Here is a 26,427-nt window from a genome sequence, read left to right on the forward strand (position 1 = left end):
CAAAGCAGAGACTACGGAGCGCTTTTACCGCCCCGTGCCTGAGGATGTATTACCGCTGTTCGCGGCGACGTAGGATTAGGTATCCTCCGGCGAGGCATGCCAGCATGGCACCTAACGCCACGCTAACTTGCGCACCAGTCTTTCCTAGCTTCTTATGCAGGTCACCCGGCTTACCCGGAATCTTGGTACCCGGTTCTGGTTCGTTGGGCACATACAGATAGGCACCATCGTACTGCTGGGTTTCATCCGCAGGATTCTTCCAAATGGTGAAGGTCAGCGGCTCTTCTAGTAGCTTGTAGCCTTTAGGAGATTTCACTTCTTTCAGCTGGTACTCGTACTGGTTTTTCTCGTCGCTAACCAACAGTGACCACCCGAGTTTATCCTGGTCGCCCCTAATGGTGACTTCCCCATTCTTATCGGTAGTGAACCGCAGGGGCTCCGCTTTTTCCTGATCTTCGCTGAGCTTACCGACTACCGGCTGCGGCTCACCCTCAACGATCCGGTAGAGCTCAAACTCGGCGCCTTCCAGCTGAGTGGTCAAGTCACGGGAATCGTGTTTGTGAATAGTGATTCCGGGGTTGGGGGCGCTACCTCCCGCAGCCATCCGCACTGCCACGGAAGCTTCGACCTTGGACTGTTCGTGTCCGACCTCGACCTCGTTACCGTAGTTAACCAGGTCTTTGCCGATTACTTTGGCTTTGTAGGTGACTACGACTTTCTGTTTGTTCGGCACCTGCATAGTGAGCACCCCGTCCTTATACACCGGACGATAATCATAATCGGCGGGGGTCATCTTTAAGGTCTCCGGCTGCAAACGCAGATTTGTCATCTGGTCTTTGAAGTTCGCAGCCAGCGCCCCATTAGCAATATCTAGCGCGCCGGGGTTGATGGTGACCGTAAAGGACGCCACATAGTTGTTACTTAAAGTAGGCTTGTCAGTTAGCTCTTTGGTGAGCGGGGCATACTTGTATTCGGCATCCACAGCTTTCGTGGTCACCGGCCCCCAAGTGGCGGTGTTGCTGACCTTTAAGCTTTCCGGGTTCTTATTGATGGCATCTAGCGCTGCCCGACTAACCGGAATTAGCGAGTAGTCCAGGTAATAGATTGATTTTATTTTGCCGTCTGAATCCTTCGGCAACTTATCAGTCTGCATCTCGAAGTTAATCACGCCATCTTGCTGTGTGATCTTTAGGTTCTTTTCGCCGGAAACATTGGGCGCCGGGTCGTCAGCCAGCTTTAACAACTTGGCATCGAACGTGTCAGTAATCTGGAAGGCATCTTTTTCATATTTATCCAGTCCTTCTAGGCGTAGCCGGTAGTTGAACACCGGATAGTCAACCCCGCCGATTTCCTTGAATTTAATGCCGTTGAAGGTTTTGTGAATACCTTCGGGATCCGGGGTTGCCGCTGCCGAGGCGGTCCGGTCAATTTTATTGGCGGTAGCTTTCACCCGGTTTACGTGCCGGTAGAGGCTCTCGTCACCGGCGCGGTAAGCCTTTACCCATTCCTGGTCGTTGGTGGTAGTGAAAGTGACCTTAACCGTGCGCTCGATGGGCTTGCCATCTTTATCTGTTTCGGTGTTTTCCAGAAGTCCTTCTACTTGTTGCTCTTTATTTTTGAAGAACTTAATGGTGAACCCTTTTTCCGGGTTCTTTTCGTCTTTCACGAACGTCCAACCCTCGCCCGGCAACAGACCCTCGACCTTGATATCTTTTTCAGGATGTTCAGGGTCTTCAGGAATAAACTTGTCCTGGAAAGATTTGTCGCCACTCTTGGCCGCGGGCAGAGTATCCGTCAATACTAGGGAGTCATAGCCCTGCGGCACCACATTGACGGCCACCTCCCAAGTAACCTTTTCTGGATTGGCGGAAAAGGCTTTCTTTTCAACGTTAAAGATATGGGGAGGATTGAGGCCGACGGTGGGGGCCACCACTTCCTCCGGGGCACTCGTATTATTAGGAGTACGGCTGGAAGCACCGTTCTTCACCGAAGTCGGCACAATCTGCTTGGTGACATCTACCTTAGTGGTGTAGGTGATTTCGTAGCTAGAGTTTGCCGGGTCAGTATCGGGCAACAGATATGACCACTCGAACTGTTTATTCAAGTCTGTGATTCCAACGTCTGCCCATTTAATTAATTTCGCGGGTTGCTCAATAGAATTCCCGTCCGCGTCTTTTCTACCCTTGTTTACCACGACCGTAATGCCGTCTCCCGAGTACTTCATCATCTTTTGGAATTCTTCGGGAATGGAGTCCTTGACAGTATTACCTGCCACTTTCAGCTTCCAGTACTTATTAACGTCCAGTGTCCAGGACTGCTCGTAGATTCCGGACTTAGGAGCCGTTTCTTTAGCTGCACCGGTATTCTTGGTGATAGTACCGATCTTTAGCTTATGCTCCAGGTCATTAGTGGTCTCTTTGGGGGCGGGAATCTGGTCAGAAACCACGTTTGCTTTATTGGTGGTCTGCTCTGCGGTGCCGGCCTTGTCCGGATCGATCTTGGAGTAATCAACGCTGGCGGAGTACTCGACCGTGACCCGCTCCCCGTGCGTCATCTTCGGAATGGTCAGCTTAAACCCATTATTTTCAAAGACCGGTTGCCCAGGTTTGGGGGCTTGCTTATTCGAGGACTTGATCTTGAATGCTTTCGGGTTTTTGTCCAGGTGAAGCGCGGTGTCGTCACCTTGGATCTCGTCAGAAATCACCACATTTTCGTTAGTGTTTATGGAGTTAACAGTCAGGGTGTAGAACACTTTCCCGGCAGCAAAATCATGGCGTGCACTCTTGGTGATAGACAGGTCAGGATCGTTAGAAATCACCACATCCATATGGACGCCATTTTTCAGGTCGATCTTGGAGGCATCTTTATCGAACTTTACATCCAAGGTGACAAAGAACTTGGCCTGTTGGGACTCTTTTAGTTTCTGATTATCAGCTAACTTTACATGGATTTTATTGTCTTTTGTTACCCAAAAGATATTGCCCCCAACGTTTTCCCCCTGAGCGTCGATAGTGAACTCCAGCGGATTTTTGGTGGGAAAAGCCTGCAGCGCGGCAGGTAAAGCGTAGACGAGTTCTTTAGCGCTAGGTATTTGCCCTGCATCACCCGGCACCTCTTCGAAACCCAGTTTTAGCTGGTAGGGAGTATCTGGGTGGACTTTATATTTCCCTTCCTCATCTTTCTTAAGTTCAGCGCCACCGTATGACAGCGTCGCATCATCAGTCAGGAACTTGGTGAGGTCAAAAGTGTCGCCTGCTGGATCCGGAGCAGGCGCGCCCGGTGTATTCGCGGGACCTGATTGCTGCGTCGGGCTTGCGGGAGTAGTGCCCTCGCCCGGCGAGGTCGCGGGGGCGCCGGCAGGGGTAGGCGAAGTAGTAGTGACAACGGGATCGCTGGTTGTCTGCGCGGGCGTGGAAGTACCATCCTCACCAGGCTCGGCATAGCTGACCCCGGCTTGCGGCCCGAACCCCAGCAGCAGCGTAAACGCTAACAAGGGAAGCAATAGTTTTAAGGCACGATACTTCCTTTTTTGCCCCATTGCACGAGTGGATCCCGTTTTCATACTTATCTCTCCCTAAGTTAATGCGGCTATTTCCCCTGTTCACAGCGATTAAGCCGCATTAATTATGTTCTCATATACCACCCTACTATATACCCTCTACCTTTAGAAATACAGAGAAACATTTTATTTCCCAAACGCTTTTTGATGCTAAAAAATAGCGACTTCACGTTTTTTACTTCACCGCCCTAACCTCAAGTTTCCCGGGAGCCATCCCAGCCACCCTAGCCGCCCTCAGAACTCCAGTGCCCGCCCTCCCCACGTAGCTTCGCGCACCTTCATTTACAGCCACAGAGCCCCCAAGACATCTGAACCACCCGCCCCCCTTATTTCGCGCTGGAGGGTGCTTCTGTTCCGGGAGGGTGAAAACGTCACCCCTCACCACCTCACATAACAAAACCCCATACGAAATTACCCTCCAGCGATAAAAGCACCCTCCACAGATAGCGAAATCAGCTAATTTGTCGCCCCACCCCCCAACCGGGAGGCGATTTGGCGGCGGGAGCAAAATAGAGTTAAGAAAAATAGGAGGAGTTTAAGATGAGCGATTTTGATATTGCGGAGGCCGTAAAAAAGCTAGGTTCCTGGCAGGAGGAAACCTACAAGTGGCTACATCGGCATCCTGAGCTTTCTATGGCTGAAACCGAAACCTGCGATTTTATTTATCAGCAGCTGCAAGATTTTGGTTATCAAACCCAAAAAATCGGTGGCGGCGTAGTCGGGGTACTGCAAAACGGCAGTGGTAAGACCACGCTTTTCCGCGCCGATATCGACGGACTACCGGTAAAGGAAGAAACCGGGCTGGAATACGCCTCCACTATTACTCGGCGTGATAAGAACGGGAATGAAGTACCCACGATGCACGCCTGCGGACACGATGTGCATATTACTGCCGGTCTGGGGGCAGCCCGGGTACTATCCGAGAACCGGCAATCCTGGAGTGGCACCCATGTTGCGCTTTTTCAACCTGGCGAAGAAACCGCTGAGGGCGCAAAATCGATGGTTGCCGACGGGCTCGTGGAGAAAATCCCGCGCCCCGATGTGGCTTTTGGCCAGCACGTCCTCACTGGCCCCATGCCCACCGGTTCCGTTGGCACCCATGTGGGCGCCATCCTCTCTACCGGTGCATCCTTGAAAATTACGGTACATGGTAAAGGCTCGCACGGGTCTATGCCTCACATGGGGGTTGACCCGGTAGTACTGGCCTCGGCGATTGTGCTACGCCTGCAAACTATTGTGTCTCGCGAAATCGACCCTTTTACGATGGCGGTAGTAACCGTAGGTTCGCTGCAAGCCGGTTCCAAGTCGAATATTATTCCCGAACGCGCCACCTTGCTGGTCAATATCCGCGCCTACGATATGCAGGTGCGCAAGCACCTCTTGGCGGCAATTAAACGGATGGTGAAGGCCGAATGCGATGCAGCCGGAAGCCCCGAGCCTGCCGAGTTTGAGCTCTACGATTCCTATCCGCTGACCAATAACGATGCCGAAACCACCAAAACGGTGACTGACGCGTTTATAGCGCATTTTGGATCTGAGCGCGTAGGTGATTGCGGAGAAGTCCCGGCCTCGGAAGATTTCAGCACTATCCCGGATGCGTTCGGGATCCCCTATTGTTATTGGGGATTAGGAGGATTTCGCGAGGAGAATCCGGGGTTCCCCAACCACAACCCCAAGTTCGCACCCATCATGCAACCCACGCTGGCCACCGGAACTGAAGCCGCCCTCGCTGCCATCTTGGCTTGGCTGGGGAAGTAGAGACTTGAGCGCTAACCTATCTAGATAATGGCGTTACCGGGTAGGTAGCTATCGCATACTTTGCGATATCAAAGATCAGGAACTGGTCGTGATCGCAATCGAAATCGGACACAGAAGCCGCATTTACCGCTAGAGACCTGGTTCCCTATTGGGGAGTAATTCGATTAACGATAGGTTTCTCTGCAATATTCTCGGCTACTGGCTTGCTAACAGATGGCGGGCATCGAGGAGTTCTTTTCCTCGCCAGTGGGCTAGACCGCCAAAACCTGGGTGCAGCGGATATCCACTCTTCGATAAATAAGCTTGGATCTGGTGACCTACACAGACGTCCACGCTAATCTCGGGAATTAGCTGCTCGAGCACCTCCATTTTCCAGGGGAATTTCTTGTCACTGCGGCTGCCCCACATCATTCGTCCATCGGTAAAACCGCCTGTTGGAATTGAAGTCTGCCCTGTCCGCCATGCGTATCTGCTCAATGGTCGCTTCATCAACGCCGCACTCACGCAGCAGCTTTTCCTCCGCTTCTTTCCAGATACGCCATTTCCTGTCCTCCCGTCCGTGGTTGTATGCCATTCTTACTTCCTCCAATCAGAATTGATTGAGAGGGCAGAGAAAAGCCCCCTCATCTTCCCAAAGGAAAAAACAAGGGGGCTGAACGCCTTAAATTTTAATTTTCTATTATCTTTCTTAGTTTTATTAGGATTCTGGCTTTGCGTTTGTTTACAACGCTCTGGGTTATGCCCAACCTCGCCCCGACTTCACGCTCGGAAAGTCCGTCAAAAAAATTGCCTGTATCAGCTCCTGTTCACTATCCGACAGCAAAGGCAGGGCGGCTTTCAGCCTGTCCACCATGACCGCATTGACAACGGTTTCTGCAATGTCCACCGCTTCATCAGTGATAAAGTCCAGAGGATTCCCCTCGCTGTCCGTAAATCCGTCGAGAGATAGCAGTCTATTCTTTGTATCTAATTTTTGCAGATAACGCCACCGTTCCTTGTCACGGTAGAAGTCTGTGTATTGCTCCCTCACGACTTCAAGCAGACAGCCTTGAATGGGGATAAACAGCTTGTCCATATAGGTCTGGTCGGATTCCCTGCAACGGCAGAACTCCGTGTAGGATAATTCCACATAGCCGCCACTTTCTCTGATATATACCTTTCTTGGTGCATATTTCACCATAAATACCTCCCATCTGAATTTTTGAAATGTAAAAAATCCAGATGGAGAGGCGGAGAACGACACCGCATATCAGAAACAGCCCTACGGCACTTTCCAACAAAAATCGACAAAAGAAAAACCGCAAAGGCTCTGTGACCTTTACGGTTATAGGAAATAGTAATTCTATTGTATGGAGATTGTACTTCTACTTTCAAGGTGAGAAGTACCGTTGCACTGGCAGAAATTTTTTTAACTGGTTTCCTGCCGTTCTCTGATATGCTATGTATTGATAAATTTTGCTTCGTATGAGCAGATAGATAACTGCCCGAAAAAAGGACATAAAAAAATCCCTCCAAATTTAAAAACAAATTCAGAGGGTAATTTAGGGTATAACAAAATAACCCACCCGAATATCGTTTTTTTATTTGGTGAGTTTGTTCTTTCAAATACGAAACAAAAAGAGCCGATGATTCGTGAATTGTTCCACAATTTCATCGGCTCTGCGTCTTAAGCGTCTGGCTCTTTGATGACAGTTATCTTCAAGTTGTCAACTTTAATCAATCTTTCTTGTCTGCATTTTGGACAATAAAGGGGATAATTCTCCAAAACAGTGTCCTTCCTAATTTTATTACGGGTTTTGCTCCCACAAACAGGACACAATATCCATTCGCATTTCATCATAATTAGTCTCTAATCCTTTCAAATCTCATTTTATATGACTTTTGCAAGCTGTTAAGCTAACTTGTGGAACATATGCCGAACCTTATCTATACGGCTATTCGGGCGGCGGGGTTGGCAAATAAATTTACCAATAGCTGGCTGGTATCCTTTTAACTCTGTCAAGCAGACTCCCTGCCCATTTGTGAAATAAGTTAAATCGTTCCTGTATTCTTGAATACATCTAGCAGGGATTTCTCCTTTCAGAATGACCTCGTCATTCTTTATCTGAGTACTTACAATATCTGCACAATACCTTGGAGCATCATGATACGCCCGTGAGAGATATTCCTGCGGTGCATAAATTTCAAAGTGGAGATATGGCTCTAATAGTTCTGTCCCTGCTTTTTTTAAAGCCTGCTCCAATACGATAGGGGAAAGCAGCCGAAAGTCTGCGGGGGTACTTACAGGACTATAATACAATCCATATTCAAAACAGATTTTACAGTCTGTCACTTTCCATCCATACAGCCCCTGCTCGCAGCCATAAAGAACCCCCTCCATAACCGCATTTTGGAACGATTGATTTAAATATCCAAGTGAAACTCTGCTTTCATACTGCACTCCGCTTCCAATAGGGAGCGGCTCTATGGACAACCCGACAGAAGCCCAGAAAGGATTTGGCGGGACTTCTATGTGGATGGTATATTCTGCTTTTCTAAGCGGTCTTTCCATATATATAACAGTAGGCTCTTTTATTTCTGCCTCCACATGATATTTTTCCTCAAGGATGGCACAAATGACTTCCATCTGCACATTCCCCAAAAAAGAAAGTATAATCTCATGCGTTGTAGTATCCAAATAATATTTTAAAAGAGGGTCGCCATCTGAAATTTCTGTAAGTGCCCCAAGCAATATTTCCCGCTGTTCAGATTTCTTTACTGCAATCGTTGTTTGGAGCATAGGGAGAGGATTTTCAATAAATTTTCTCTGCGGCAACAGTATTTCGTTCCCCAAAATACTGTTTAGCTGCAAAACATCATTTGGTAAAATTACAATATCACCAGAGCAGGCTGTATCGGATGAATATAATTCACCGTTTGTCGGAACACACATCTCTGTGATTTTTATTTTCTCTTTTTCAGATATTCTAATAACATCCCTCAAATGCAATGTTCCGCTATATATACGCACATAAACAAAACGCCGCCTTTTCTCTGAATATTCAATCTTAAAAACCTGCCCGCATAGTTCAGATTGACCTTCAGGCGTTGATGAATAAAATTTACTGGCAATTACTTCTATAAGCTGCCGAATCCCCAGATTGTTTTTAGCGCTTCCGTGATAAACGGGAAATAACGTTCCGTTTTGGAATCTCCTGTTTTCTTCCTGTTCCAGTTCTGACATTTTAAACGGTTTCCCTGACATATATTTCTCTAATAGTTCATCGTTTCCCATAATTACCGCATCCCACTGTTCCATATCGTCATTGTCCGTTACATTTATATGGGGATGCTGCCCAACCTTTTGCTTCACTATAATTTCCGAAGAAAGCTTTGCTTTCATTTCCCGATATACCATTGGCAAATCAATCCCCTCTTGGTCAATTTTATTGATGAAAAAAATTGTCGGAATCTTCATTATCTGTAGTGCATGAAACAGTATACGGGTCTGTGCCTGTATGCCATCCTTTGCAGAAACTAATAATACTGCTCCGTCTAATACGGATAAAGAACGGTATACTTCCGCCAAAAAATCCATATGGCCTGGCGTATCTATAATGTTGACTTTTACATCCTCCCACTGAAAAGATGTCACTGCTGTCTGGATAGTGATTCCCCTTTGACGCTCCAAATTCATTGTATCTGTCCTTGTTGTGCCTTCATCTACGCTCCCTAGTTCTGCAATTGCACCACTGGTATACAATAAGCTTTCCGTTAATGTTGTCTTTCCTGCGTCAACGTGAGCCAGAATGCCTAAGTTAATTATTTTCATGTGATTTTCCTCCTATCAACACCCAAAAAAGGGCATAAAAATACCCAGTGATAAATACTCCTATCACTGGGTAAATAACTCCAATAGCCCCAAAACACTTATATGTTTTCGGGCATATAAAATTACATGATAAAAGTATTCTTAAACTGGGTACAAAAAACTAAGCCCCATATTAAAAGTGAAACGGGACTGCTACTTTTTGTTCCCACTATCAAATTGACAGTTTATTTAAGAATACCTTGCCGCATATTTATTAACTCCTTGTATAATACTGAATCTAATTATATTCCTTAACCCTTTATTTGTCAAGCTGACAAACTAAAGCAGAAAAAGCGGCAGGATTTCCCCCTGCCACTAATCATCTGTTTATGCAAAAATAATTTCCTTTTCCACAATCTCCCTCGCACAAGCCCTTATGTTATTGAGGCATCCTGTCCATTCTAAGGCGTTTTCTGCCTTTAGCTGTTCCGTTATGCCCTGTGCCTGTTTCATACCCTCTATGAGCCTTTCAAAGCGTTCCTGTGCCTGTCTGTTGATGTCGGCAAGGTAGGCGTTTAGCCTGCCGCTTGTAAGAAGATTGGTGTATGTAACTTTACGGTACTGTTTTAGATAATCTAAATGCCGTTGCCCCCAGATGCCTATTGCCTGTTCTTCTTCGGCGGGTACAGTTAAGCACGGTATCAAATAATCCCCTTGCCTTTCGTATTTGCCGCCCAGTTCCTCAAATAATGATTTTGCCATTGTCTGTTACCTCCACATTCTTTTTTATTTTGAATGTCCGCAAAATCCGTCCTACATCAAGTGAACCACCGGGCATACTGGAAGAACCTCTTGAAATATCTGCCTGGTGTTTGTTAGGGAATCAAGAATCTTTTGATGACCTAAAGCATCATTCCAGTCAGGTAGGTCACCAGACTGCCCGATAAAAGGAACCAGATTGAGGATAGTCATTGAACGCCAATCTCCCGGTGCTCCCTCAGCGTTTAGACTGAAAAACTTCAAAATCATTTCAGTTGTCGGATCCCCACCATATTTTTGAGTAGACAACCGGGTCGCACTTGAGGGGTTAATCCCAATGAAAACCAAGTCTCGACTGTTTTCAGGATTCACTGGAGTACGTAAAAACCAACGCTCGCCGACTAGTTTAGGATCAGCAGGAAAAACCAAATCTCCGCTGCGCCACGCTTGTTGGAATCCTGCATCCACAACTACATTCTAATCCTCAGGGATTACCACCCCGGGATACACCGGATTTTTCATACTCACGTTCTTCTCACCCTCCCCTAGCTAACTTTCAGATAGCTGCAGCCTTTAGCGCCGATTATTAACGGTAAACGTCTTTACGATGCCCCAGATCAACCAGAACAATAATCAGTTCGCGGTCCCGAATTTCAGTAATGAGCCGATAGTTTCCCACCCGGTAACGCCAGTAGCCACAAAATAATTCCCAAAGCTGGCGATCATAACGCCTAACCAGCACCGGCAAACAGCTAAGCTACTAATATTCGCAGGTCGGCTAGACGCAGCAATCGACTACCCCGCCAGCGTTAAAGATCGGAGAAGTAATGAAATTTGTCCTTGCTCCAGACTCGTTCAAGGGAACCATGAGCGCTGCTACGGTCGCCACTACCATGAGCGCTGGCGTTCGCGACGTTTTCCCCGATGCCGAATGTATCGAGGTTCCCATGGCTGACGGCGGAGAAGGCACCACCCGCTCCTTAGTTGATGCACTCGGCGGTGAAATGCGTTCGGCTCAGGTAGCCGACGCATTAGGGCGCCCGAGGACCGCATACTTCGGATGGATAGCGGCGAAAAAGCTCGCAGTCCTCGAAATCGCTGAAGCCGTCGGGATTGAACATTTAACTACAGAAGAGTTAGATCCTCATCAAGCCACGAGCGCGGGCGTCGGGCAGCTACTCAATCAGATACTTGAACTTTCGCCTACCAGCCTGATTGTTGGTTTAGGTGGCTCTGCCACTAACGACGGCGGCTGGGGAATGGCGCAGAAGTTGGGAGCAGTTGCTAAAAATAGCTCCGGTCACCTCATCGACAGATACCCACTCGCCTTAGCTGATGCTGCCAGCCTAGATATCAGCAACCTCAGTAAACGCTGGCAGAAAATCGCGGTCACTCTTGCTTGCGATGTCGATAACCCGCTCACCGGAAAATGGGGTGCCACCGCAGTTTTCGGCCCTCAAAAGGGGGTCTCCCCTGAAGAAATCGCCCTATTCGATGCAGCGTTAGCGCAATGGGGAAACCTGCTAGATAAAACCAGCGGGCGTCCCGTTAGTCAAACTCCCAGCGCAGGCGCCGCAGGCGGTTTAGGCGCAGCTTTTATGGCATTGCTAGGCGCAAAACCGCAAAGCGGGGTCAACGTGGTAATCGATGCTGTCAATCTAGAAGATCATCTTGCCGGGGCAGACTTTGTTTTCACTGGAGAAGGTTCCATGGATTACCAAACGAAATTTGGTAAAACTCCCTGGGGAGTTATGCTCACTGCCCGCAAACATAACATCCCTACTATCGCGTTCACCGGCAATTTAGGGCGCAACGCAGATTCATTACACGAAAACGGCTTTGCCGCCATCATCCCGACAGTGCGCGAAGTAGGGAGCTTAACAGAGGCTCTCGAAAAAGCTCAGTCATCACTAAGGGAAACAGTGCGTATGACCTGCCGGATACTTGCTGCGCGACAATAATTATTCTCCCGTGGAGCCGACTATCGGACTCGAACCGATGACCTGCTGTTTACAAGACAGCTGCTCTACCAACTGAGCTAAGTCGGCGGGTACGCAATGCGTACAGAGGGCGCGGTTCGTGCGTAACGCACGCGACCCTTACGAAACCTGTGCGTTGGGTAGGTATCCCGTACCCGCAGCACTCGCCTCGCGTCCTCGAAAGTGAAGACGCCCTTTAGTTTGTCACGGCTTTAGTAAATGAACAAAACCGCAGCTAGATGCGACCCGGTTCTTAAGGTTTTCTTGAGCAGCTGCAAAGTAGTTCTCACTAATCTACCGCTGGGACAAACCTGATCCCTACCTAGGTGAGACCCACCTACTTCGCCCCGAGTTGCTACTGACTGAGACCTAATCCCCGTTCAGCCTCCAGCCCCAGACCTATTACTTCCCGAGCAGCACGTCCTCGTTAAAACTTCCATCCTGGTTAATCGGGTTCTCAACCAACTTCCCATTGGAGGCAAACATCGGGGTACCTACCTGTTGGGTTTGCTTACCCGCAGCATCCGCCCACTGCTTTTGCCACTTCTCCAGCAGCGCCGATTGGGGCTCTGCCTTGAAGGAGCTAATGATCTCGTCTTTAACCCCAACCTTCTTGGCAACTTCCTTAATTTTTTCTAGCGACTTACCCGGATCGGTCATCAGCGTGGAGTTACCCTGATCCTTCCAGCCTACTTCCTCACCCTTGGCGAACATCACTCCATATCCGGCAGCAATCAACGCTTGGTGGAAAGCCAGCGCCTTGTCTGGCTGACCTGCCGCTACCTGCATAGAAGCATTCCCGGCGATGATCGTCCACGGCAGGGCGTGAGTAGCCACCGGATGCAGCACCAGATTGGCTTTACCATCTTTAGCAAAAGCCAGGATCTTATCCCCCAGCTGATGCTCCAGATTCAAACAGGCAGGACACCCATAGGAAAACCACATCTCAATCGTGGGTACTCCCGAGGTAGCCTGGTAAACACCTTTTTCACTAAGCAAAATCCCCTGCGCCGCATCAACGGCTTCCTGGCCGGAGAGGGTAGCAATTTTTTCTGGGCGCTTACCGGAAAGCACGTCCCCATTAGCTTTATTATTTCCACTTTGGGCAACCAGGTATCCGGCGAGGGCGACTGCCGCCACCACTAGTACCGCAATTATCCCAATCACTAACCGTTTCACGGTTTGCTGACGCCGCGCGGCTTCCCGCTGCGCTTCTACCTGCTTCCAAACTTTTTGTTGGCGATTTTTTTCGTTTTTCGCCGAGCTTTTACCCTTAGCGGCCTGCATTTTGCCTTTTTTCTGTGCCATGACTCTCCCGCTATTACTTTCCTGCGACTTTCCTAAATTACTTGCTTTAAGCATAGATGAGGACGCGCCCGGCTCCCACCTTATCCGGGATTCTCACCAGTAAAAGTTACAAACTTCTCCTACCAGTACCCGCCTACTACCAGATATTGCGCACCTACCCCGGCTGCCAGCGCCACCAGACACCAAAAGAAACGCGCCCCGGCTCCACCTAATAAGCGCACTATGGAGCCAAATCCTACGCGGAAAGCCCGGGAACAGAACGCAACAATCATCCCGAACAGGGAATACCCCAAGTACAAAAAGGCTCTATAAACTTCCGGTCTCTCCCGTAATCCTTCCGGCAAAACCGGGTAGCTGACATTCACTAGCGGCTGGTAACCGAACTGCCCCAGCAGTATCACCCCTAGCCCTACCAGCACAGTCACCACTACTGCCCCGATTAACGGCGCCAGCAGAGGTTGGGCTCGCAGTGCCGCCCGGGGAGGTTTCAGCAACCCCGAGGCCAGCTGGGCATCCCGCAGGCGCGCCCTGAAGACCCCGAAAAACGCGGAAATCGCCACCAGCAGCATGAGTACTGCCGCATACAGATCCGACTCTACGACCATTTGGGGATCATTTTGGTGCAGGAATGCCCCCACCCCAAAACACAAGGCCAGCATCAACAGCAAACAGGATAGCCAAGCCTGCGGTAACTTTTGGGGGAGATAACGCGGCTGCCATTGCACCTCCGCCGCCGCTAACTGCTCCGCTTGCCTACTGCCGGGCACACCCAATGGCGAAGCCCCCTGCGGCTGATTAATACTGGCGTCGCTAGGGTTACTCAAATAGCCGCCATTTGCTTCCCAGAATCTATCGGCTTCACCCCTGATCGCTGGCGCCTCAGGAGGATAACGCCGAGTTTCCTGACCAGGCGGATCCACTCCCAGATTTACAGCTTGCCTCCGGTCTTCTTGCTTGAGATGTGGAGAAAAACTCGGGGGAAGCGCCCCGGATTCGGAAACTGCGGTAGCTGATGTTCCTTCCGCCCCTGGGGCGTCTCCCGCCGCTAAACCGGCAGATAAATAAGGCGTGGGATCTTTGCCCTCGTTTACCGCCTGCAACGCCGCTATCAGTTCCTGGGGAGAGGTTCTACGCTCTGGATCCACCTGGAAACCAGCCGCAAAAACCCGTTGCCAGGACTCGGGTAGCCCTGATAGGTCGGGATTACCAGTGGTAATCCTCCCCAACACCACCTCCACCGGGCCGGAACCAAAGGGCGGATGCCCACTGGCGCAATAAAGTAATACACACAGCCAAGCCCACCAGTCATCACGCGGGCGCGCATCCTCGCCGTGAATAAGCTGCGGGGAAATATAGCCGGGAGTCCCGGTAACCAGGCCGGTGGCGGTCAAACGTTCAGCACCGGGAGTTTGAGAAATCCCAAAGTCAATCAGCACTGGCCCCTGTTTGGCGATCATGATATTAGCGGGTTTGATATCGCGATGCACCACCCCGGCGCGATGCAACTCCCCCAAAATTTTTGCTAGCCATTGCGCGAGGTCAATCAAGTCTGGCAAATCCCAAGTGCCATTGGCGCTCACGTCCTCGGCAATAGTTACTCCCCGAATTAGTTCCATAGCCACATACGGGGTTTGCCCGGCGGTGTTTACCTCAAAAACTTTCGCCACCCCGGAGGAGCTGACTCGGTTAATCGCATCCGCCTCCCGTTGCAGACGCTTGCGAGCATTGGGGTCATTAGCAATCTGCGGATGCAAGAACTTCAGCGCTACCTCGCGACCAGTGGGGGATTCAGCTTGATAAACTGAAGCCATCCCCCCTGCCCCCAAGGCCTTAAGTACCTTGTATCCGCCGATTTCCTGCTCGAGCACTGTCTCCCTACCTGTTTTCTAACTCTCTTTATCTGAGTTTAGCTAAATGCGTTCGCACTTACCCAACCCCCTATGTCAGAATTGTCTTAGCAATTGCGAAGAGGAGGAAAATTGCCAAACAAGCAGAAAATTCGGGTTACTACCTCTGGTACTTCCTCCTTCTATTCTTTAGTTCCTACTCTCCCCTGGTCGCTGCCTTTAGAGGATTGGCCCAATGAGCTCCTCGCTGCCCTTCCGCGGGGAATCTCCCGCCACGTGGTGCGTTTTATTAAGGCAGGGGGCGCGATTTTCGCAGTAAAAGAGATCTCTGAGCAGGACGCGCTACATGAATATCAAATGCTGCGCCAACTGCAAAGTAAGGAACTGCCTACCGTATCCGTGGCCGCGGTGGTGGCGGGAAGAGTCGATAAAAACGGCGAGGATCTACCGGCCGCCCTCGTCACTCACCACCTGCAATATTCCCTTCCCTATCGGGTTTTACTATCCAAACATTTATCTCAAGACAACCTCAATCGGGTGCTTGATTCCCTAGTTGCGCTGCTGGTTCACCTGCATCTAAACGGTTTTTACTGGGGTGACGTGTCCCTTTCTAACACCCTTTTCCGCCGTGATGCCGGCACCTATGCCGCCTACCTGGTAGATGCAGAAACCGGACGCTTTTATGACAGTATTTCCGACCGTTCCCGCGAATATGACGTGTCTTTAGGTGCCATGAATATCATCGGGGAACTAATGGATTTGCAGGCCGGAGGCCTGGTAGATGAAGACTTTGACGCTACTATTGTTGGCGACTACCTGGAGAAACGCTACCACGACCTCTGGAATGATTTAACCGGAGCCGAACGTATCCCGGCCGATGAGATTTGGCGAGTAGGAGCGCGTGCCGAGCGGCTCGGGCAACTCGGGTTCGATATCGGTCAGGTAGAAATCGAAAGCGACGAGGACGGAGATTTCCTCAGCTTCGCGCCACGAGTAGTCGAGGCCGGGCATTTCCAGCGGCGCGTAAAAGATTTAACCGGTCTGGAAGTTCAAGAAGAACAAGCCAAACGGATCTACACCGATATTTTGACCTATCAACGCCGCAAGAAAATGGAGAAGCTACCGCTACGTCTAGTGGCAACCACCTGGCTAGAACGGGTTTACCTCCCCACTATTAGCGCGATCCCCGATGATTTACGTTCAAAGCTAGAGCCAGCACAGATCTTCCATGAGGTGTTAGAACATCGCTGGTTTATGTCCGAAAAAGCAGGACATCATATCCATACCCGCGAAGCGGTTAAAGACTACATCCGCACCCAACTGGCAGTCCGCCCCGATGAACAGGTGGTCTTGCCGATGCCTTTGACAGCAACGGCGGATGCTGCCGACTATCTGGACCTAAATGAGCTGTAACCAGTAGCATTGGCTGCAGTAACCCAGTATTTATTACGGAAATAATTAGTCGGGGTATGCCCACGCCCAGACTTTGGCTCCAATGGTTTCCGCCTGCCAACGATTTTGAGTTATTGGCGCCCGTGGCGGCGCCCCACCACCACTAATCCTCCCTGTGGCAAGAGCCGATCCGGAGACATGGATTCGGAAACCGCTGAGAGAGAAATCGTAAATACTACCGGCTGGCGACTGGTGAGCTCGATACGCCCGCCATCCGCCTCTATGAGATCTTTCGCGAGCGCCAGTCCGATGCCACTGGAGCCATGACCGCTAACCCCGCGCCGGAAAATATGGGGAGCTATTTCTTCACTCACGCCCTCGCCCTCGTCGGTAACTTCCACAAATATGGAGCGGCTAGAAACCCCTTTGCGAGTAGAAACCGTGACCGTGCCCGCCCCATATTTCAAGGAGTTCTCCACTAAAGTAGCGATTGCCTGCGATAATGAAGAAGGAGTGGCTAGTGGCAAGCGATCGGTTACCTGGTTTTTGAAAACAATTTCCCGGCCGACTGCCGCAAACTGCGCCTCCCACTCATTCTTTTGCTGACGGAAAATATCATCTATCTTCACCGCCTGAGCATTCCCATGATTGGCTTGCGCGGCGCGTTTCTTTAAGTCCTCTACCACCTGGGTGATTCGTTCTACCTGCTCTAGGCAAGCTTCGGCTTCGCTGCGTACTTCCTGGTCATCAGTGAGATATTCAATCTCTTCAATTCGCATAGACAGGGCAGTCAGGGGGGTGCGTAACTGGTGCGTAACATCGGAAGCAAATTGGCGTTCCTTGGCGATCCGACCAATAATCCGTTCCCCGGAACGAGATAGTTCCTCGCTGACCAGATCTATTTCTTCAATCCCGGTAGGTTGGATGCGAGCTTGGACTGCCCCCGACCCAACTTGCTCAGCCTGGGCGGAAAGATAGATAAGGGGTGCCGCTAAGCGTCGAGAACCGCGAAATGCGAAGGCGGTACCCGCCCCCAGGGCAACTGCTCCACAAATCAGCACGGCACACACTGCCCCTACCGCGGACCAAATCACCGGCACCGCCGAGGAACGTAACGAAACGTAGAGACCACCGGCACTGCGCGCATGGGAGTATAGCTGCCAGTTAGCATCTACCGCTCCCGAGTGGTAGATCCGCCTTTCCTGTTGATCAATACTGATCTCTGATTCGGGCACATAAACCCGCTGCCAGTTGGAGACCGCTTGCCGAGTACGTTCCAGGTCGCGGGTACCAATCTGATCCAGGTAACGAGAAAGATTAACCGTGAGTTGATCCTGGTTCGCCTGACTAGACTGCCACACATAGGAGGGGGCTAGAATCGCCAGCGGCAACCCCAGTAGGGTTAGGGAAACCAGAACCGACTGGAAAACCATTAACAGCGCGCGCCGGCGCATGGCAAGCTACTTTCGTTCAGTCTCGAAACGGAATCCCATTCCCCGTACTGTCGAAATGTAATAGGGGTAGGCGGCGTCATCGCCCAGTTTGCGACGCAGCCAGGAAATATGCATATCGAGGGTCTTGGTGGAACCGGCCGGATCCGAGCCCCAAACTTCCTGCATAATCACTTGCCGGGGCACCACGTTGCCGGCTTCCTTAATCAGGATCCGCAGCAGATCGAACTCTTTGGCGGTTAGCTGCAGTTCCCGCCCATTTTGGAAGGCGCGGTGAGCAGAAACATCGATCTTAATATCCTGCGCTTCCAGAGTGTCATCCTGGAAGTCACTTCCGGCACGGCGCAGCAGGGCGCGCACTCTGGCCAGTAACTCTGCCAAACGGAAGGGCTTGGTTACGTAATCGTCAGCACCAGCGTCTAAGCCGACCACCATGTCGACCTCGTCAGTACGGGCAGTAAGTACCAGAATCGGCACGGATGAGCCTTGGGAGCGAATCTCCCGAGCCACATCTAAACCGTCCATATCGGGCAGACCCAGATCCAAGACCACCAGATCGGCTCCTAGAATATCGCCGAGGGCTCCCCGACCGGTGCCGTGGGCGCGCACTTCGTAGCCTTCTCGCCCCAGGGCTCGTGCCAAAGGTTCGGAGATTGCCGGGTCATCTTCAACAAGTAAAACTGTAGTCATATTCCCATGCTAATCTAAAAAAAACTTTGTCGCTACTACAGCGAACTGAAACTAGCTTTACTATTTTTTTACTGGCGAAGAAGCTATCTCTAGGGTGCTGCGATGGATAAAAGGCTGCTCGCCCTGCTGAGCCTGTCCGCGGGTAAGCAGCCATCCTTCCACCTCACCCAACCCTTGTAGGTCTCTAGTGGTAGCCGGCCTGACCGCGAAATACCCTTTTTCATCAATAGCTTGCAGCTGCTTGGCGGAGTTAGCATCCATCAAGATTTGTCCCCGCGGTGCAATATCTACCAAACGCGAAGCCAAGTTAACTGGGGGGCCGAAAATGTCGCCAGAACGGGAAACTACCCGTCCGTGAACTAAGGAGGCACGCACCGGTAAAATCTCCGGCCGGGATTTTAGGAGCTCGACAATGGCACAGACAATATCCGCGGCCACCAGCAGATCGTCCGCAACATACAAGACCGCATCTCCCAGGGTTTTAACCACCCGCCCTCCGCGAGTAGTAATTACATCCCGGCAGGCCATTTCAAAACTTTGCACCAGATCAGCCAAGGCGGCTCCGCTCATAGTAGAAGAACGGCGCGTATAGGCCACCATGTCCACAAATCCCATAGAGCGCTCTAAAGGATAGGAATCGGTAGCAGCGGCTTTGCCTTCGCGCATTTCTACTTCCCGGTTAGTATTTAGCAACAGATATGCCATCTGTCGGCGCCACGCATACCCCAGTTGTGACTGCAACAGGTCGATGTATTCGTCGATTTTGTCTAAGACGAGCAAGCGGGCGGAAGTATCATCCAGATTCATGCGTTCTTGAAAATCCGTAACAATCGCCTCTAGTTGCCATAACACTAGGCGATCAGCCATATAGGACTGTGCACGCAGTAGGGAGGTCACGGTATTGCGCCCCAGGGCTCCCTCACCAAATTCTTGACTCCATTCCCCGATTGCCTGCGCATCTTGCTCGGTAAACATATAGGTATCGGGATCAGCCTTCGGAAATCCACAGGAAATCCAAAAATGGTCGATTTCTGCAACACTGACTCCCAGTTGCTGCGCCATCTCCCGCATAGTCATGGTGGGAGCACCCCCGATGAGTTTCCACACCGGGCGCATCACGGTGTTGCGCGCTATCTGGGCTGCAGATAAGGATTCACTCACCCCTCAACCTTAAGGTGAATGACCTCACTTTTTCCAGCAGACCCGGCAATCTCCGTCCAATAACGGAAACTTCCCCGGCACTTAGTAGCGCCAATTTGCCCTTGCCCGCCCTTTATCATTTCCGGTTTCCGGTCTGCTGCCTAACAGCTAGCCAGCGCGTAACCCAATTCGCAGTTCTACAGTTTCCGGATTACGCTTCTTAAAATAGGTTCTATGACCAAGCGCCTTGTTTTAGCTTCTGCCTCCCCAGCTCGCCTGAAAGTTTTAACCCAGGCGGGCGTTACCCCTCTTGCCTGGCCGGCAAATATTGACGAGGACGCAGTGCGCGCCGGACTTAAAACCACAGATCCATCGCAGGTAGTTACCGCTTTAGCTCAAGCGAAAGCTCGTCATATCGGGCAGTTACTAACCACCCCGGAGAGATTTTGCCCTGATAATCTTTCCCAAGCAAACACGGTACGAGAAGAGCTTAAGAATCTCCCCGTGGGCGAACGCTTTGCGGTGGTAGGTTGCGATTCTATGCTGCTACTTAACGGCAAGTTGCGGGGAAAACCCCACAGCTTTGAACGGGCTCTGCAGCAGATCAATGAGCTTTCAGGAGCAACTCCCATTTTATTTACCGGTCACTGTGCTCTAGCTTTAAAGCGTTCTACCACCGGCTTTACCTTTGAAAATGAAGTAGCAGGTCATTCGCAAGCCACCTTATATTTTAGCGAGATTAGCCCGGAGGAAGCTCGTGCCTATGCCAAAACTAAGGAACCGCTGGAAGTTGCCGGAGGTTTTACGATCGATGGACTAGGCGGGGCATATATTGAATCAATTGAGGGCGACCCCCACGGAATTATTGGGATTTCTTTACCCTTAGTACGTAAACTATTAAATGAACTTGGCTTTTTTTGGCCAAACTTATGGAAGGTCTTACCAAAAAAATCCTGAACGGATAAGGTTGAATTATGAGTGAAAGAAAAGCACGCGGGGTAGGGCTCGCAACCGTAAGCGAAACCGGTCAAACCCTAGACGTTTGGTATCCGCGTCCCTACCTAGGTGATCAGCCAAACGAATCAGATGCCCAGTTAATCGAAAAGCTAAGCCAGATTGAGGGGCGCGACGACGGACGAGGGGTTAACCGCACCGCTACCGTGGTATCGATCGATCTGGACGAATCTGCCCGCTCCACCGCCGATGCCTACCTGCGTCTACATTTACTTTCCCACCGCCTGGTAAAGCCAAACACCATTAACCTCGATGGAATTTTCGCTCGTCTACCTACTGTTGCCTGGACAACCGAAGGCCCCTGTGCGGTCGAGGACTTCGAAAATACCCGTATGCGGATGCGTTTAAGCTTCGGCCATCCAATTCACCTACTTAGCGTAGATAAATTCCCACCGATGGTTAACTACATTATCCCTTCCGGGGTGCGCATCGCCGATGGCGCAAAAGTACGTCTAGGCGCCTATTTAGCACCCGGCACCACCGTGATGCATGCGGCTTTCGTTAACTTTAATGCCGGCACTTTGGGGGCTTGTCTGATTGAGGGACGAGTAGCGCAAGGGGTAGTGATCGATGACGGCTCCGATATCGGAGGCGGCGCCTCTACCGCCACCACGGTTTCCGGTCAGACTGGGAAACAAATTTCTTTAGGAAAACGTTGCCTGCTAGGCGCCAACTCGGGGCTAGGAATCGCGCTGGGTGATGACTGCGTGGTGGAAGCGGGATTAAACCTGACCGCCGGTACCAAAGTATCGGTTCTCCCCCACGCCGGAGTGGCTCCCTCAGCCGAAGGCTACTTTGCGGAGCCGGTAGTGGTGGCCGCCTCGGAACTCTCGGGAGTTTCCGACGTAATCTTCCGGCGGAACTCCCAATCCGGTCGCGTAGAGGCGCTACCCCGGGCAGGAAAAGAAATCAAGCTAGCCGCCACCTCCCGCATAAACCCGTAATTTTTATCCCGCCGCCCGCAGGCTCGCTGCTCCGCGTTCGACTTGCATGAGCGTTCTTCTTCCCGGCAGGGCTTAAACAACGCGGATCTAGACTGTCATCCTGGTACGGGTTGGGCTGTAAAAGTACTCGGGGGACCCCGGTGAGCCTTGCTGCGCTCGGCTCAAGCCCCCTCTCTCGCATCTTTTACAGCCCAACCCTTATGCGCGGGGGTTAGGTTTTATCCGAGTAGGTGCGGTGGGCATAAGAATTCGGAAAACGTCGCTACGTTTTCCGATTTCTTGGGCAGGAGGAAAAACCTAGCCCCCGCGCTAACCAGATGCGAAAAAAGGCTAGGTTCCGTGTGCCAATTTCGCACAAACTCCCCGAGTACTTTTACCACCCGCCCCTTACCCAGGGACTGACTACGACTGATGGCGCCAAGCGGCGGAGCGTTGACTGGCCACCCAGGCAGCCACCTGCGTGCGACGCTGCAGCCCCATTTTGGCCAGCAGCGAAGTGATGTGGTTCTTTACAGTTTTCTCCGCGACCCCGAGTTTTTCACCGATTTCTCGGTTAGAAAGACCATCTCCAATTAGGTTTAATACTTTGCGTTCTGCCGGCGTCAGATTCGCGGTGGGGTCTTCGTTCCCGGCACGGCGACGGGTTACGGTACGGTCGTCCAGCAGTACCCGTCCTCCTACTACCGCCCGAATAACATCGGTAATTTCGGCTCCGCGTACAGTTTTCAATACGTAGGCTTTCGCCCCGGCCTGCAGGGATTCTGCTAAGGCATCGTCATCATCAAAACTGGTAAGCACAATTGCCAGGGAATCCGGCGATACTTCCCGCAATTGTTTCATCACATCAATGCCGGTTCCATCGGGCATTTGTAAATCTACGAGCACCACATCTGGACATACCAGTTCGGCGCGGCGTACCGCATCCTCCACGGTTCCCGCTTCGGCCACTACCTCCATGCCGACAGTGCGATCTACGATTTCGGCAATCCCCCGACGCACAATTTCATGGTCATCAATAATCATTACCCGCGTGGGTTCTTCTACTGTCTGCGATTGCTGCATCTTCACTCTTTGATTCTACCTAATCCTCTCAGCAGGCAAATAACCTTTCCGCAAAGTTGCACCTAGTGAGGTAGAAAAAACTCCAAACACTCAGGTACTTCCGGGTAACGGTGGCTTTTACATTTACCAAACCCAGATTACAAGCTTTAGGGGGACAGCTAATCCTGCAGTGGTTGACACTGCGGACAGTAGGTGGCGGTACGTCCAGATTGTTGCAGTTTCTCCAAGGTGGTGCCACAAGTTTTACAACTCTCACCACCGCGTCCGTAAACCTTTAATTCTTGCTCGAAATACCCGGGGTTGCCGCTGGTGTCCACATAAAGCTCATCGAAAGAGGTTCCGCCGTGTTTGATTGCGGTTTTCATGATTGCTCCGGCGGTTTTAAACAGTTCTTGGATCTGTGCTTCCGAAAGCGAATCTGCTCTTTGCCCCGGGTTGATTCCGGAAGCGAACAAAGTTTCATCAGCATAAATATTGCCGATTCCCGAAACTAACTTTTGATCCAATAAGGAGTGCTTAATAGAACTCTTCCGCTTGCGAACCGTGGAGGAAATTTTTTCTAAATCGACATTGGGATCGAGGGCGTCCCGGGCAACATTCAATTCCACATTGCGGGGAACTAGGTGGGATCCTGCTCCCAGTCCTCCCGGTTTCTTATCCCTGGTCTCTACCAGGGGTTCTACTACCATCCGTCCGAAAGTACGCTGATCTACAAAATTGACGGTTCTGTCGTCTTCCATAGTCAATCGCACCCGCAGATGTCCCTGGTTTTTGTGGGACAGTTCTATCTGCGGTTGGTTAATCAGCAACTGACCAGACATTCCCAAATGAATCACTAAAGAATACAGGGTTTGTTGGCCTTCTCGATCCTCACCGAGCAACCACAAAAACTTACCGCGCCGCACTGCAGCGGTGATAGTCCACCCTTCTAGAGCAGCACAAAATCGTTTAATGTCCTGGCCACGCAAAGAACCGGGAAAGAAAACTTCGACTTCTTTTATTTTGGCGCCCAGCAGCTGTTTTTCTAAGCCGCGCCGCACGACCTCAACTTCTGGCAATTCTGGCATTTTTCAGTTCCCCTCAAAACCTAAAGTAACCATCTAACTTTGATTGACAAACGCCTTAAAAACCTAGGGGGGTGGTTACCCCGTGTTCTTCCCGCAAGGCCATAACCGCCTGGCGGGCGGCCTCATGTTCCGCTACTTTTTTGGAACGTCCCTTGCCGGATCCAATGACCCGGTCCCCGATTAGAGCTCGAGCCGTAAAGCGCCGGTCATGATCTGGACCGGTACCTTCTACCGCGAACTCTACACTACGTACCCCTAACTGACCAGTAAGTTCTTGTAAAGTAGTCTTCCAGTCCATGACTGCTCCCCGCTCTAGAGCGTGATCCAGCAAGTCCTGCAACAAGTTTTCAACTACTTTGCGAGTGGCTTCTAATCCATGGCACAGATAGGTAGCCCCAATCATCGCTTCTACCGTGTCGGAAAGAATCGAATCTTTTTCTCGACCTTTGGTTTTTTCTTCTCCCCGCCCTAGCAGTATGAATTCTCCCAGATTGATATCGCGGGCGACCCGCGCCAACGCGGGCTGTGAAACCGTGGCCGAACGCATTTTTGCTAAATGCCCCTCGGGGTGAGTGGGATAGGTTTGGTAAAGACGTTCGGTAACTATTAGCTGTAAAACCGCGTCTCCCAAGAACTCTAGACGCTCATTATTGGGCAGATTATCTTGCTCGTGTGCAAAAGAACGATGAGTAAGCGCCAATACCACCATCTCGGGGTCTAGCTCGATCCCCCATCTGGTTAGCAGCTCCGCTAAATCTTGCGAACCGCGACTCATTCGTCCTTTTTCTCCTGTTCATCAAATAGGTTCGCTAGCACCGACCAACGCGGATCGATCTTTTCGTGGTGATGACCCGCTTCAGCCTTTGCCAGCATGATTCCACATTCGGGGCAAAGACCCGGACAGTCGGGACTACACAGCACCGAATAGGGAATCTGTGGCACGATGGCGTCTATCAACAGTGGCTCGAGATCCAAACGCGAATCTGGCTGCACCTGATAGGCCTCGTCCAAATCAGCATACACGCTTGAGTCGTCACTCACCTCATTTAGCAGGTGTGCGAGTTCCTCGGGATAGTAGTAGACCCGACTCAAGGAAAAATCCAGGGATTTTTCTAGCGGTTGCAGACAGCGTACGCACTTCCCTTCCGCGCGGGCAGCTCCGTTAACGCTCAGGGATACGCCCTCGGAAATTGCCACCGCCAGCAGCTGTAACTCTAGGGACTGTCCAGCCGGAACCGCCATATCTTCGGTACCAATCGCCTTAGGTAAAGTTACCTGCAGCTGCCAAGTTTTACTATCCCCCTCGCTAGAACCTAAACCGGTTAGCTCCAGCGGGATCGTGGCTTTCTTAACTTGCTTCATGCCCCTCAGCCTAAGGGGTATTCTGCCGTGGCGCCAGCAAGCCCACCCTCAGTTACTAGAACTGGGGGCGCTCCTGGCGTGAAAACTGGGCACGCCCGTTATGGGTTTGCTCTGCAATTGCTCCCAGCAGTTCCTCCAGTTGAGAAAGTGCCTGGTTGACGTATTGGTCAGACTGATCCATAAAATCTTTGGCTTCCGCGCGAGCGCCATCGATGGTCTGCTCCGCTGCTTGTTTCGCCTCGCGGTAAACGTTCTCTTTAGAAATCAACTGGTCGGCACGCTGACGTGCCTCCTGCAAAATCTGCGCTGCCTGCTCATTGGCTTGGGCCACGGTCTCTTCCGCCTGGGCACTGGCATGCGCAATCGCCGATTCTGCCTGCCGGTTGGCGTCAGCGACAGTCTCCTGAGCCTGCGTATTTGCCTGCGCAATAGTCTGTTCTGCGTTCTGGTTCGCTTCGCTAGTTACCCGTGCCGCTTCCGCGCGCGCATCGGAAATCGTCTGCTCTGCTTCTTCATCGGCGGCATCTAGCACCTTATTAGCATCGGCCACAATCCGATCCGCGTTAACCAAGTCAGCCGGGAGTGCCGCGCGCGCATTATCGAGCAGCTCCACCCCTTCGGCCTGATTAATCATTACCGAAGCAGAGAAGGGAACGCTGCGTCCCGCCTCAATCATCTCGGTGAGCCGGTCAAGGACTGCAATCACATCTGATGGTGCGTACTGGGGTTCTTCCTGGGGTTCCATATTTTTCCTTCCTTTTTAGGCTGACGGGTTCGCTAGTTCGCGGGTAGGGTTACCATTTTCCGAGGACGCATCGAATTCTCGCTGCAGTGCCTGGGCTACTTCGGGGGGAACAAATCCGGAAACGTCTCCTCCATAAGCAGCTATTTCTTTAACTACCGAGGACGAGATCAAAGCATTTTCGGGAGAAGTGGGAATCAAAATAGTGTCAATCCCGGAAAGTTGCCGGTTAGCGAAAGCCTGAGTCATTTCACTGTCAGTGTCTTTAGAGTTACGAATCCCTTTCACCAGCGCTGCTGCCTGATAGCGGGTTGCGAGGTCACAAGCTAGCCCCTCCCAGGTAACTACCTGCACATTCGCTAGATCCTCGGTGGATTGGACTATAAACTCTTCGCGTTTGCGGGCGGGGAAAAGGTAGGTCTTCTTGGAATTTTTGGCTACCGCCACGATCACGCGATCAAAAATATTGGCTGCGCGGGTAATAACGTCCAGATGCCCAAAGGTAAGGGGGTCGTAGGATCCTACGCAGACAACAGTACTCATAGCTTCCAAAATACCGGTAA

The 26,427-nt window shown here is 51.2% G+C and carries 25 protein-coding genes, 1 tRNA gene and 1 pseudogene; 6 read left to right on the forward strand and 21 right to left on the reverse strand.

Annotated features, from left to right (window positions below; translation table 11 throughout):
• Nucleotides 1-49 precede the first annotated feature (49 nt).
• The gene (locus tag F605_RS0101225) at nt 50-3,562 is read right to left on the reverse strand and encodes a SpaA isopeptide-forming pilin-related protein (protein ID WP_022864097.1); all 3,513 of its coding nucleotides are present in this window, start codon (nt 3,560-3,562) and stop codon (nt 50-52) included.
• Nucleotides 3,563-4,099: 537 nt separating this feature from the next.
• Here F605_RS0101225 and F605_RS0101235 point away from each other — a divergent pair.
• Both F605_RS0101235 and F605_RS11500 read left to right on the forward strand, forming a co-directional pair.
• Nucleotides 4,100-5,317 carry an amidohydrolase gene (locus F605_RS0101235; RefSeq protein WP_022864099.1) on the forward strand — a complete coding sequence of 406 codons (1,218 nt, stop codon included), beginning with the start codon at nt 4,100-4,102 and terminating at the stop codon, nt 5,315-5,317.
• A gap of 40 nt (nt 5,318-5,357) precedes the next feature.
• A pseudogene (locus tag F605_RS11500) lies at nt 5,358-5,450 on the forward strand (type II toxin-antitoxin system RelE family toxin); the annotation flags it as partial.
• Nucleotides 5,451-5,705: 255 nt separating this feature from the next.
• Here F605_RS11500 and F605_RS0101245 read toward each other — a convergent pair.
• From F605_RS0101245 to F605_RS11590, 8 genes are all read right to left on the reverse strand, one after another.
• Entirely contained in the window at nt 5,706-5,891 is a 186-nt protein-coding gene (locus F605_RS0101245) for a hypothetical protein (protein WP_027723486.1), read from the reverse strand.
• Nucleotides 5,892-5,985: 94 nt separating this feature from the next.
• Nucleotides 5,986-6,063 (reverse strand): hypothetical protein, encoded by a 78-nt coding sequence (locus F605_RS11635; protein WP_473242985.1) that lies wholly within the window; start codon nt 6,061-6,063, stop codon nt 5,986-5,988.
• Entirely contained in the window at nt 6,054-6,497 is a 444-nt protein-coding gene (locus tag F605_RS09175; RefSeq protein ID WP_473242984.1) for a sigma-70 family RNA polymerase sigma factor, read from the reverse strand. Before F605_RS09175 ends, F605_RS11635 begins: the two co-directional genes overlap by 10 nt.
• Before the next feature lie 486 nt (nt 6,498-6,983).
• Nucleotides 6,984-7,157, reverse strand: a complete 174-nt coding sequence (locus F605_RS11230) for a cysteine-rich KTR domain-containing protein (RefSeq protein ID WP_002779755.1) — start codon at nt 7,155-7,157, stop codon at nt 6,984-6,986.
• A 51-nt stretch (nt 7,158-7,208) separates the two neighbouring features.
• Nucleotides 7,209-9,128, reverse strand: a complete 1,920-nt coding sequence (tet(O), locus tag F605_RS0101255) for a tetracycline resistance ribosomal protection protein Tet(O) (protein WP_022864100.1) — start codon at nt 9,126-9,128, stop codon at nt 7,209-7,211.
• Nucleotides 9,129-9,494: 366 nt separating this feature from the next.
• Nucleotides 9,495-9,869: a TnpV protein gene (locus F605_RS0101260; RefSeq protein ID WP_001129922.1), complete on the reverse strand. Its 375-nt coding sequence runs from the start codon at nt 9,867-9,869 to the stop codon at nt 9,495-9,497.
• 51 nt (nt 9,870-9,920) lie between these two features.
• Nucleotides 9,921-10,334 carry a DUF1643 domain-containing protein gene (locus F605_RS09180; RefSeq protein ID WP_022864101.1) on the reverse strand — a complete coding sequence of 138 codons (414 nt, stop codon included), beginning with the start codon at nt 10,332-10,334 and terminating at the stop codon, nt 9,921-9,923.
• 118 nt (nt 10,335-10,452) lie between these two features.
• Nucleotides 10,453-10,608 carry a type II toxin-antitoxin system RelE family toxin gene (locus tag F605_RS11590; RefSeq protein ID WP_211209980.1) on the reverse strand — a complete coding sequence of 52 codons (156 nt, stop codon included), beginning with the start codon at nt 10,606-10,608 and terminating at the stop codon, nt 10,453-10,455.
• Between the two features lie 85 nt (nt 10,609-10,693).
• Here F605_RS11590 and F605_RS0101275 point away from each other — a divergent pair, with 85 nt between their 5' ends.
• Entirely contained in the window at nt 10,694-11,827 is a 1,134-nt protein-coding gene (locus tag F605_RS0101275; RefSeq protein WP_022864103.1) for a glycerate kinase, read from the forward strand.
• A gap of 11 nt (nt 11,828-11,838) precedes the next feature.
• On the opposite strand, the gene F605_RS0101280 is transcribed toward F605_RS0101275, so the two are convergent.
• From F605_RS0101280 to F605_RS10835, 3 genes are all read right to left on the reverse strand, one after another.
• Nucleotides 11,839-11,914, reverse strand: a tRNA-Thr gene (locus F605_RS0101280).
• 333 nt (nt 11,915-12,247) lie between these two features.
• Nucleotides 12,248-13,153: a DsbA family protein gene (locus F605_RS0101285; RefSeq protein WP_022864104.1), complete on the reverse strand. Its 906-nt coding sequence runs from the start codon at nt 13,151-13,153 to the stop codon at nt 12,248-12,250.
• Nucleotides 13,154-13,272: 119 nt separating this feature from the next.
• Nucleotides 13,273-15,021, reverse strand: coding sequence for a serine/threonine protein kinase (locus F605_RS10835; protein WP_022864105.1), 1,749 nt, complete (start codon nt 15,019-15,021; stop codon nt 13,273-13,275).
• Nucleotides 15,022-15,132: 111 nt separating this feature from the next.
• Between F605_RS10835 and F605_RS09190 the strand changes: the two genes are divergently transcribed.
• Nucleotides 15,133-16,413 carry a DUF4032 domain-containing protein gene (locus F605_RS09190; RefSeq protein WP_022864106.1) on the forward strand — a complete coding sequence of 427 codons (1,281 nt, stop codon included), beginning with the start codon at nt 15,133-15,135 and terminating at the stop codon, nt 16,411-16,413.
• A 110-nt stretch (nt 16,414-16,523) separates the two neighbouring features.
• Here F605_RS09190 and F605_RS0101300 read toward each other — a convergent pair whose 3' ends face one another.
• The 3 genes from F605_RS0101300 to F605_RS09195 are packed head-to-tail and all read right to left on the reverse strand — an operon-like array spanning nt 16,524 to nt 19,694.
• Complete coding sequence (locus tag F605_RS0101300; protein ID WP_022864107.1) at nt 16,524-17,846, reverse strand: sensor histidine kinase; 1,323 nt, start codon at nt 17,844-17,846, stop codon at nt 16,524-16,526.
• A gap of 6 nt (nt 17,847-17,852) precedes the next feature.
• Nucleotides 17,853-18,533: a response regulator transcription factor gene (locus tag F605_RS0101305; protein WP_022864108.1), complete on the reverse strand. Its 681-nt coding sequence runs from the start codon at nt 18,531-18,533 to the stop codon at nt 17,853-17,855.
• Between the two features lie 60 nt (nt 18,534-18,593).
• Nucleotides 18,594-19,694 (reverse strand): adenylate/guanylate cyclase domain-containing protein, encoded by a 1,101-nt coding sequence (locus tag F605_RS09195; protein ID WP_022864109.1) that lies wholly within the window; start codon nt 19,692-19,694, stop codon nt 18,594-18,596.
• Between the two features lie 213 nt (nt 19,695-19,907).
• On the opposite strand from F605_RS09195, the gene F605_RS0101320 reads away from it, so the two are divergent.
• Nucleotides 19,908-20,630 (forward strand): Maf family protein, encoded by a 723-nt coding sequence (locus tag F605_RS0101320; protein ID WP_022864111.1) that lies wholly within the window; start codon nt 19,908-19,910, stop codon nt 20,628-20,630.
• A 17-nt stretch (nt 20,631-20,647) separates the two neighbouring features.
• Nucleotides 20,648-21,631 (forward strand): 2,3,4,5-tetrahydropyridine-2,6-dicarboxylate N-succinyltransferase, encoded by a 984-nt coding sequence (gene dapD, locus F605_RS0101325; RefSeq protein ID WP_022864112.1) that lies wholly within the window; start codon nt 20,648-20,650, stop codon nt 21,629-21,631.
• A 402-nt stretch (nt 21,632-22,033) separates the two neighbouring features.
• On the opposite strand, the gene F605_RS0101330 is transcribed toward dapD, so the two are convergent.
• From F605_RS0101330 to coaD, 6 genes are all read right to left on the reverse strand, one after another.
• Nucleotides 22,034-22,654, reverse strand: coding sequence for a response regulator (locus F605_RS0101330; RefSeq protein WP_040765138.1), 621 nt, complete (start codon nt 22,652-22,654; stop codon nt 22,034-22,036).
• A gap of 197 nt (nt 22,655-22,851) precedes the next feature.
• Nucleotides 22,852-23,760 carry a bifunctional DNA-formamidopyrimidine glycosylase/DNA-(apurinic or apyrimidinic site) lyase gene (gene mutM, locus F605_RS0101335; RefSeq protein WP_022864114.1) on the reverse strand — a complete coding sequence of 303 codons (909 nt, stop codon included), beginning with the start codon at nt 23,758-23,760 and terminating at the stop codon, nt 22,852-22,854.
• A gap of 55 nt (nt 23,761-23,815) precedes the next feature.
• Nucleotides 23,816-24,535 carry a ribonuclease III gene (rnc, locus tag F605_RS09200; RefSeq protein WP_022864115.1) on the reverse strand — a complete coding sequence of 240 codons (720 nt, stop codon included), beginning with the start codon at nt 24,533-24,535 and terminating at the stop codon, nt 23,816-23,818.
• Nucleotides 24,532-25,122: a YceD family protein gene (locus tag F605_RS0101345; RefSeq protein WP_022864116.1), complete on the reverse strand. Its 591-nt coding sequence runs from the start codon at nt 25,120-25,122 to the stop codon at nt 24,532-24,534. Before F605_RS0101345 ends, rnc begins: the two co-directional genes overlap by 4 nt.
• Before the next feature lie 55 nt (nt 25,123-25,177).
• A complete protein-coding gene (locus tag F605_RS09205) occupies nt 25,178-25,867 on the reverse strand; it encodes a hypothetical protein (protein WP_022864117.1) in 690 nt (229 codons plus the stop codon).
• Between the two features lie 15 nt (nt 25,868-25,882).
• Nucleotides 25,883-26,407, reverse strand: a complete 525-nt coding sequence (coaD, locus tag F605_RS0101355; protein WP_022864118.1) for a pantetheine-phosphate adenylyltransferase — start codon at nt 26,405-26,407, stop codon at nt 25,883-25,885.
• Nucleotides 26,408-26,427 lie beyond the last annotated feature (20 nt).

The sequence above is a fragment of the Varibaculum cambriense DSM 15806 genome (assembly GCF_000420065.1).
Lineage (GTDB): Bacteria > Actinomycetota > Actinomycetes > Actinomycetales > Actinomycetaceae > Varibaculum > Varibaculum cambriense.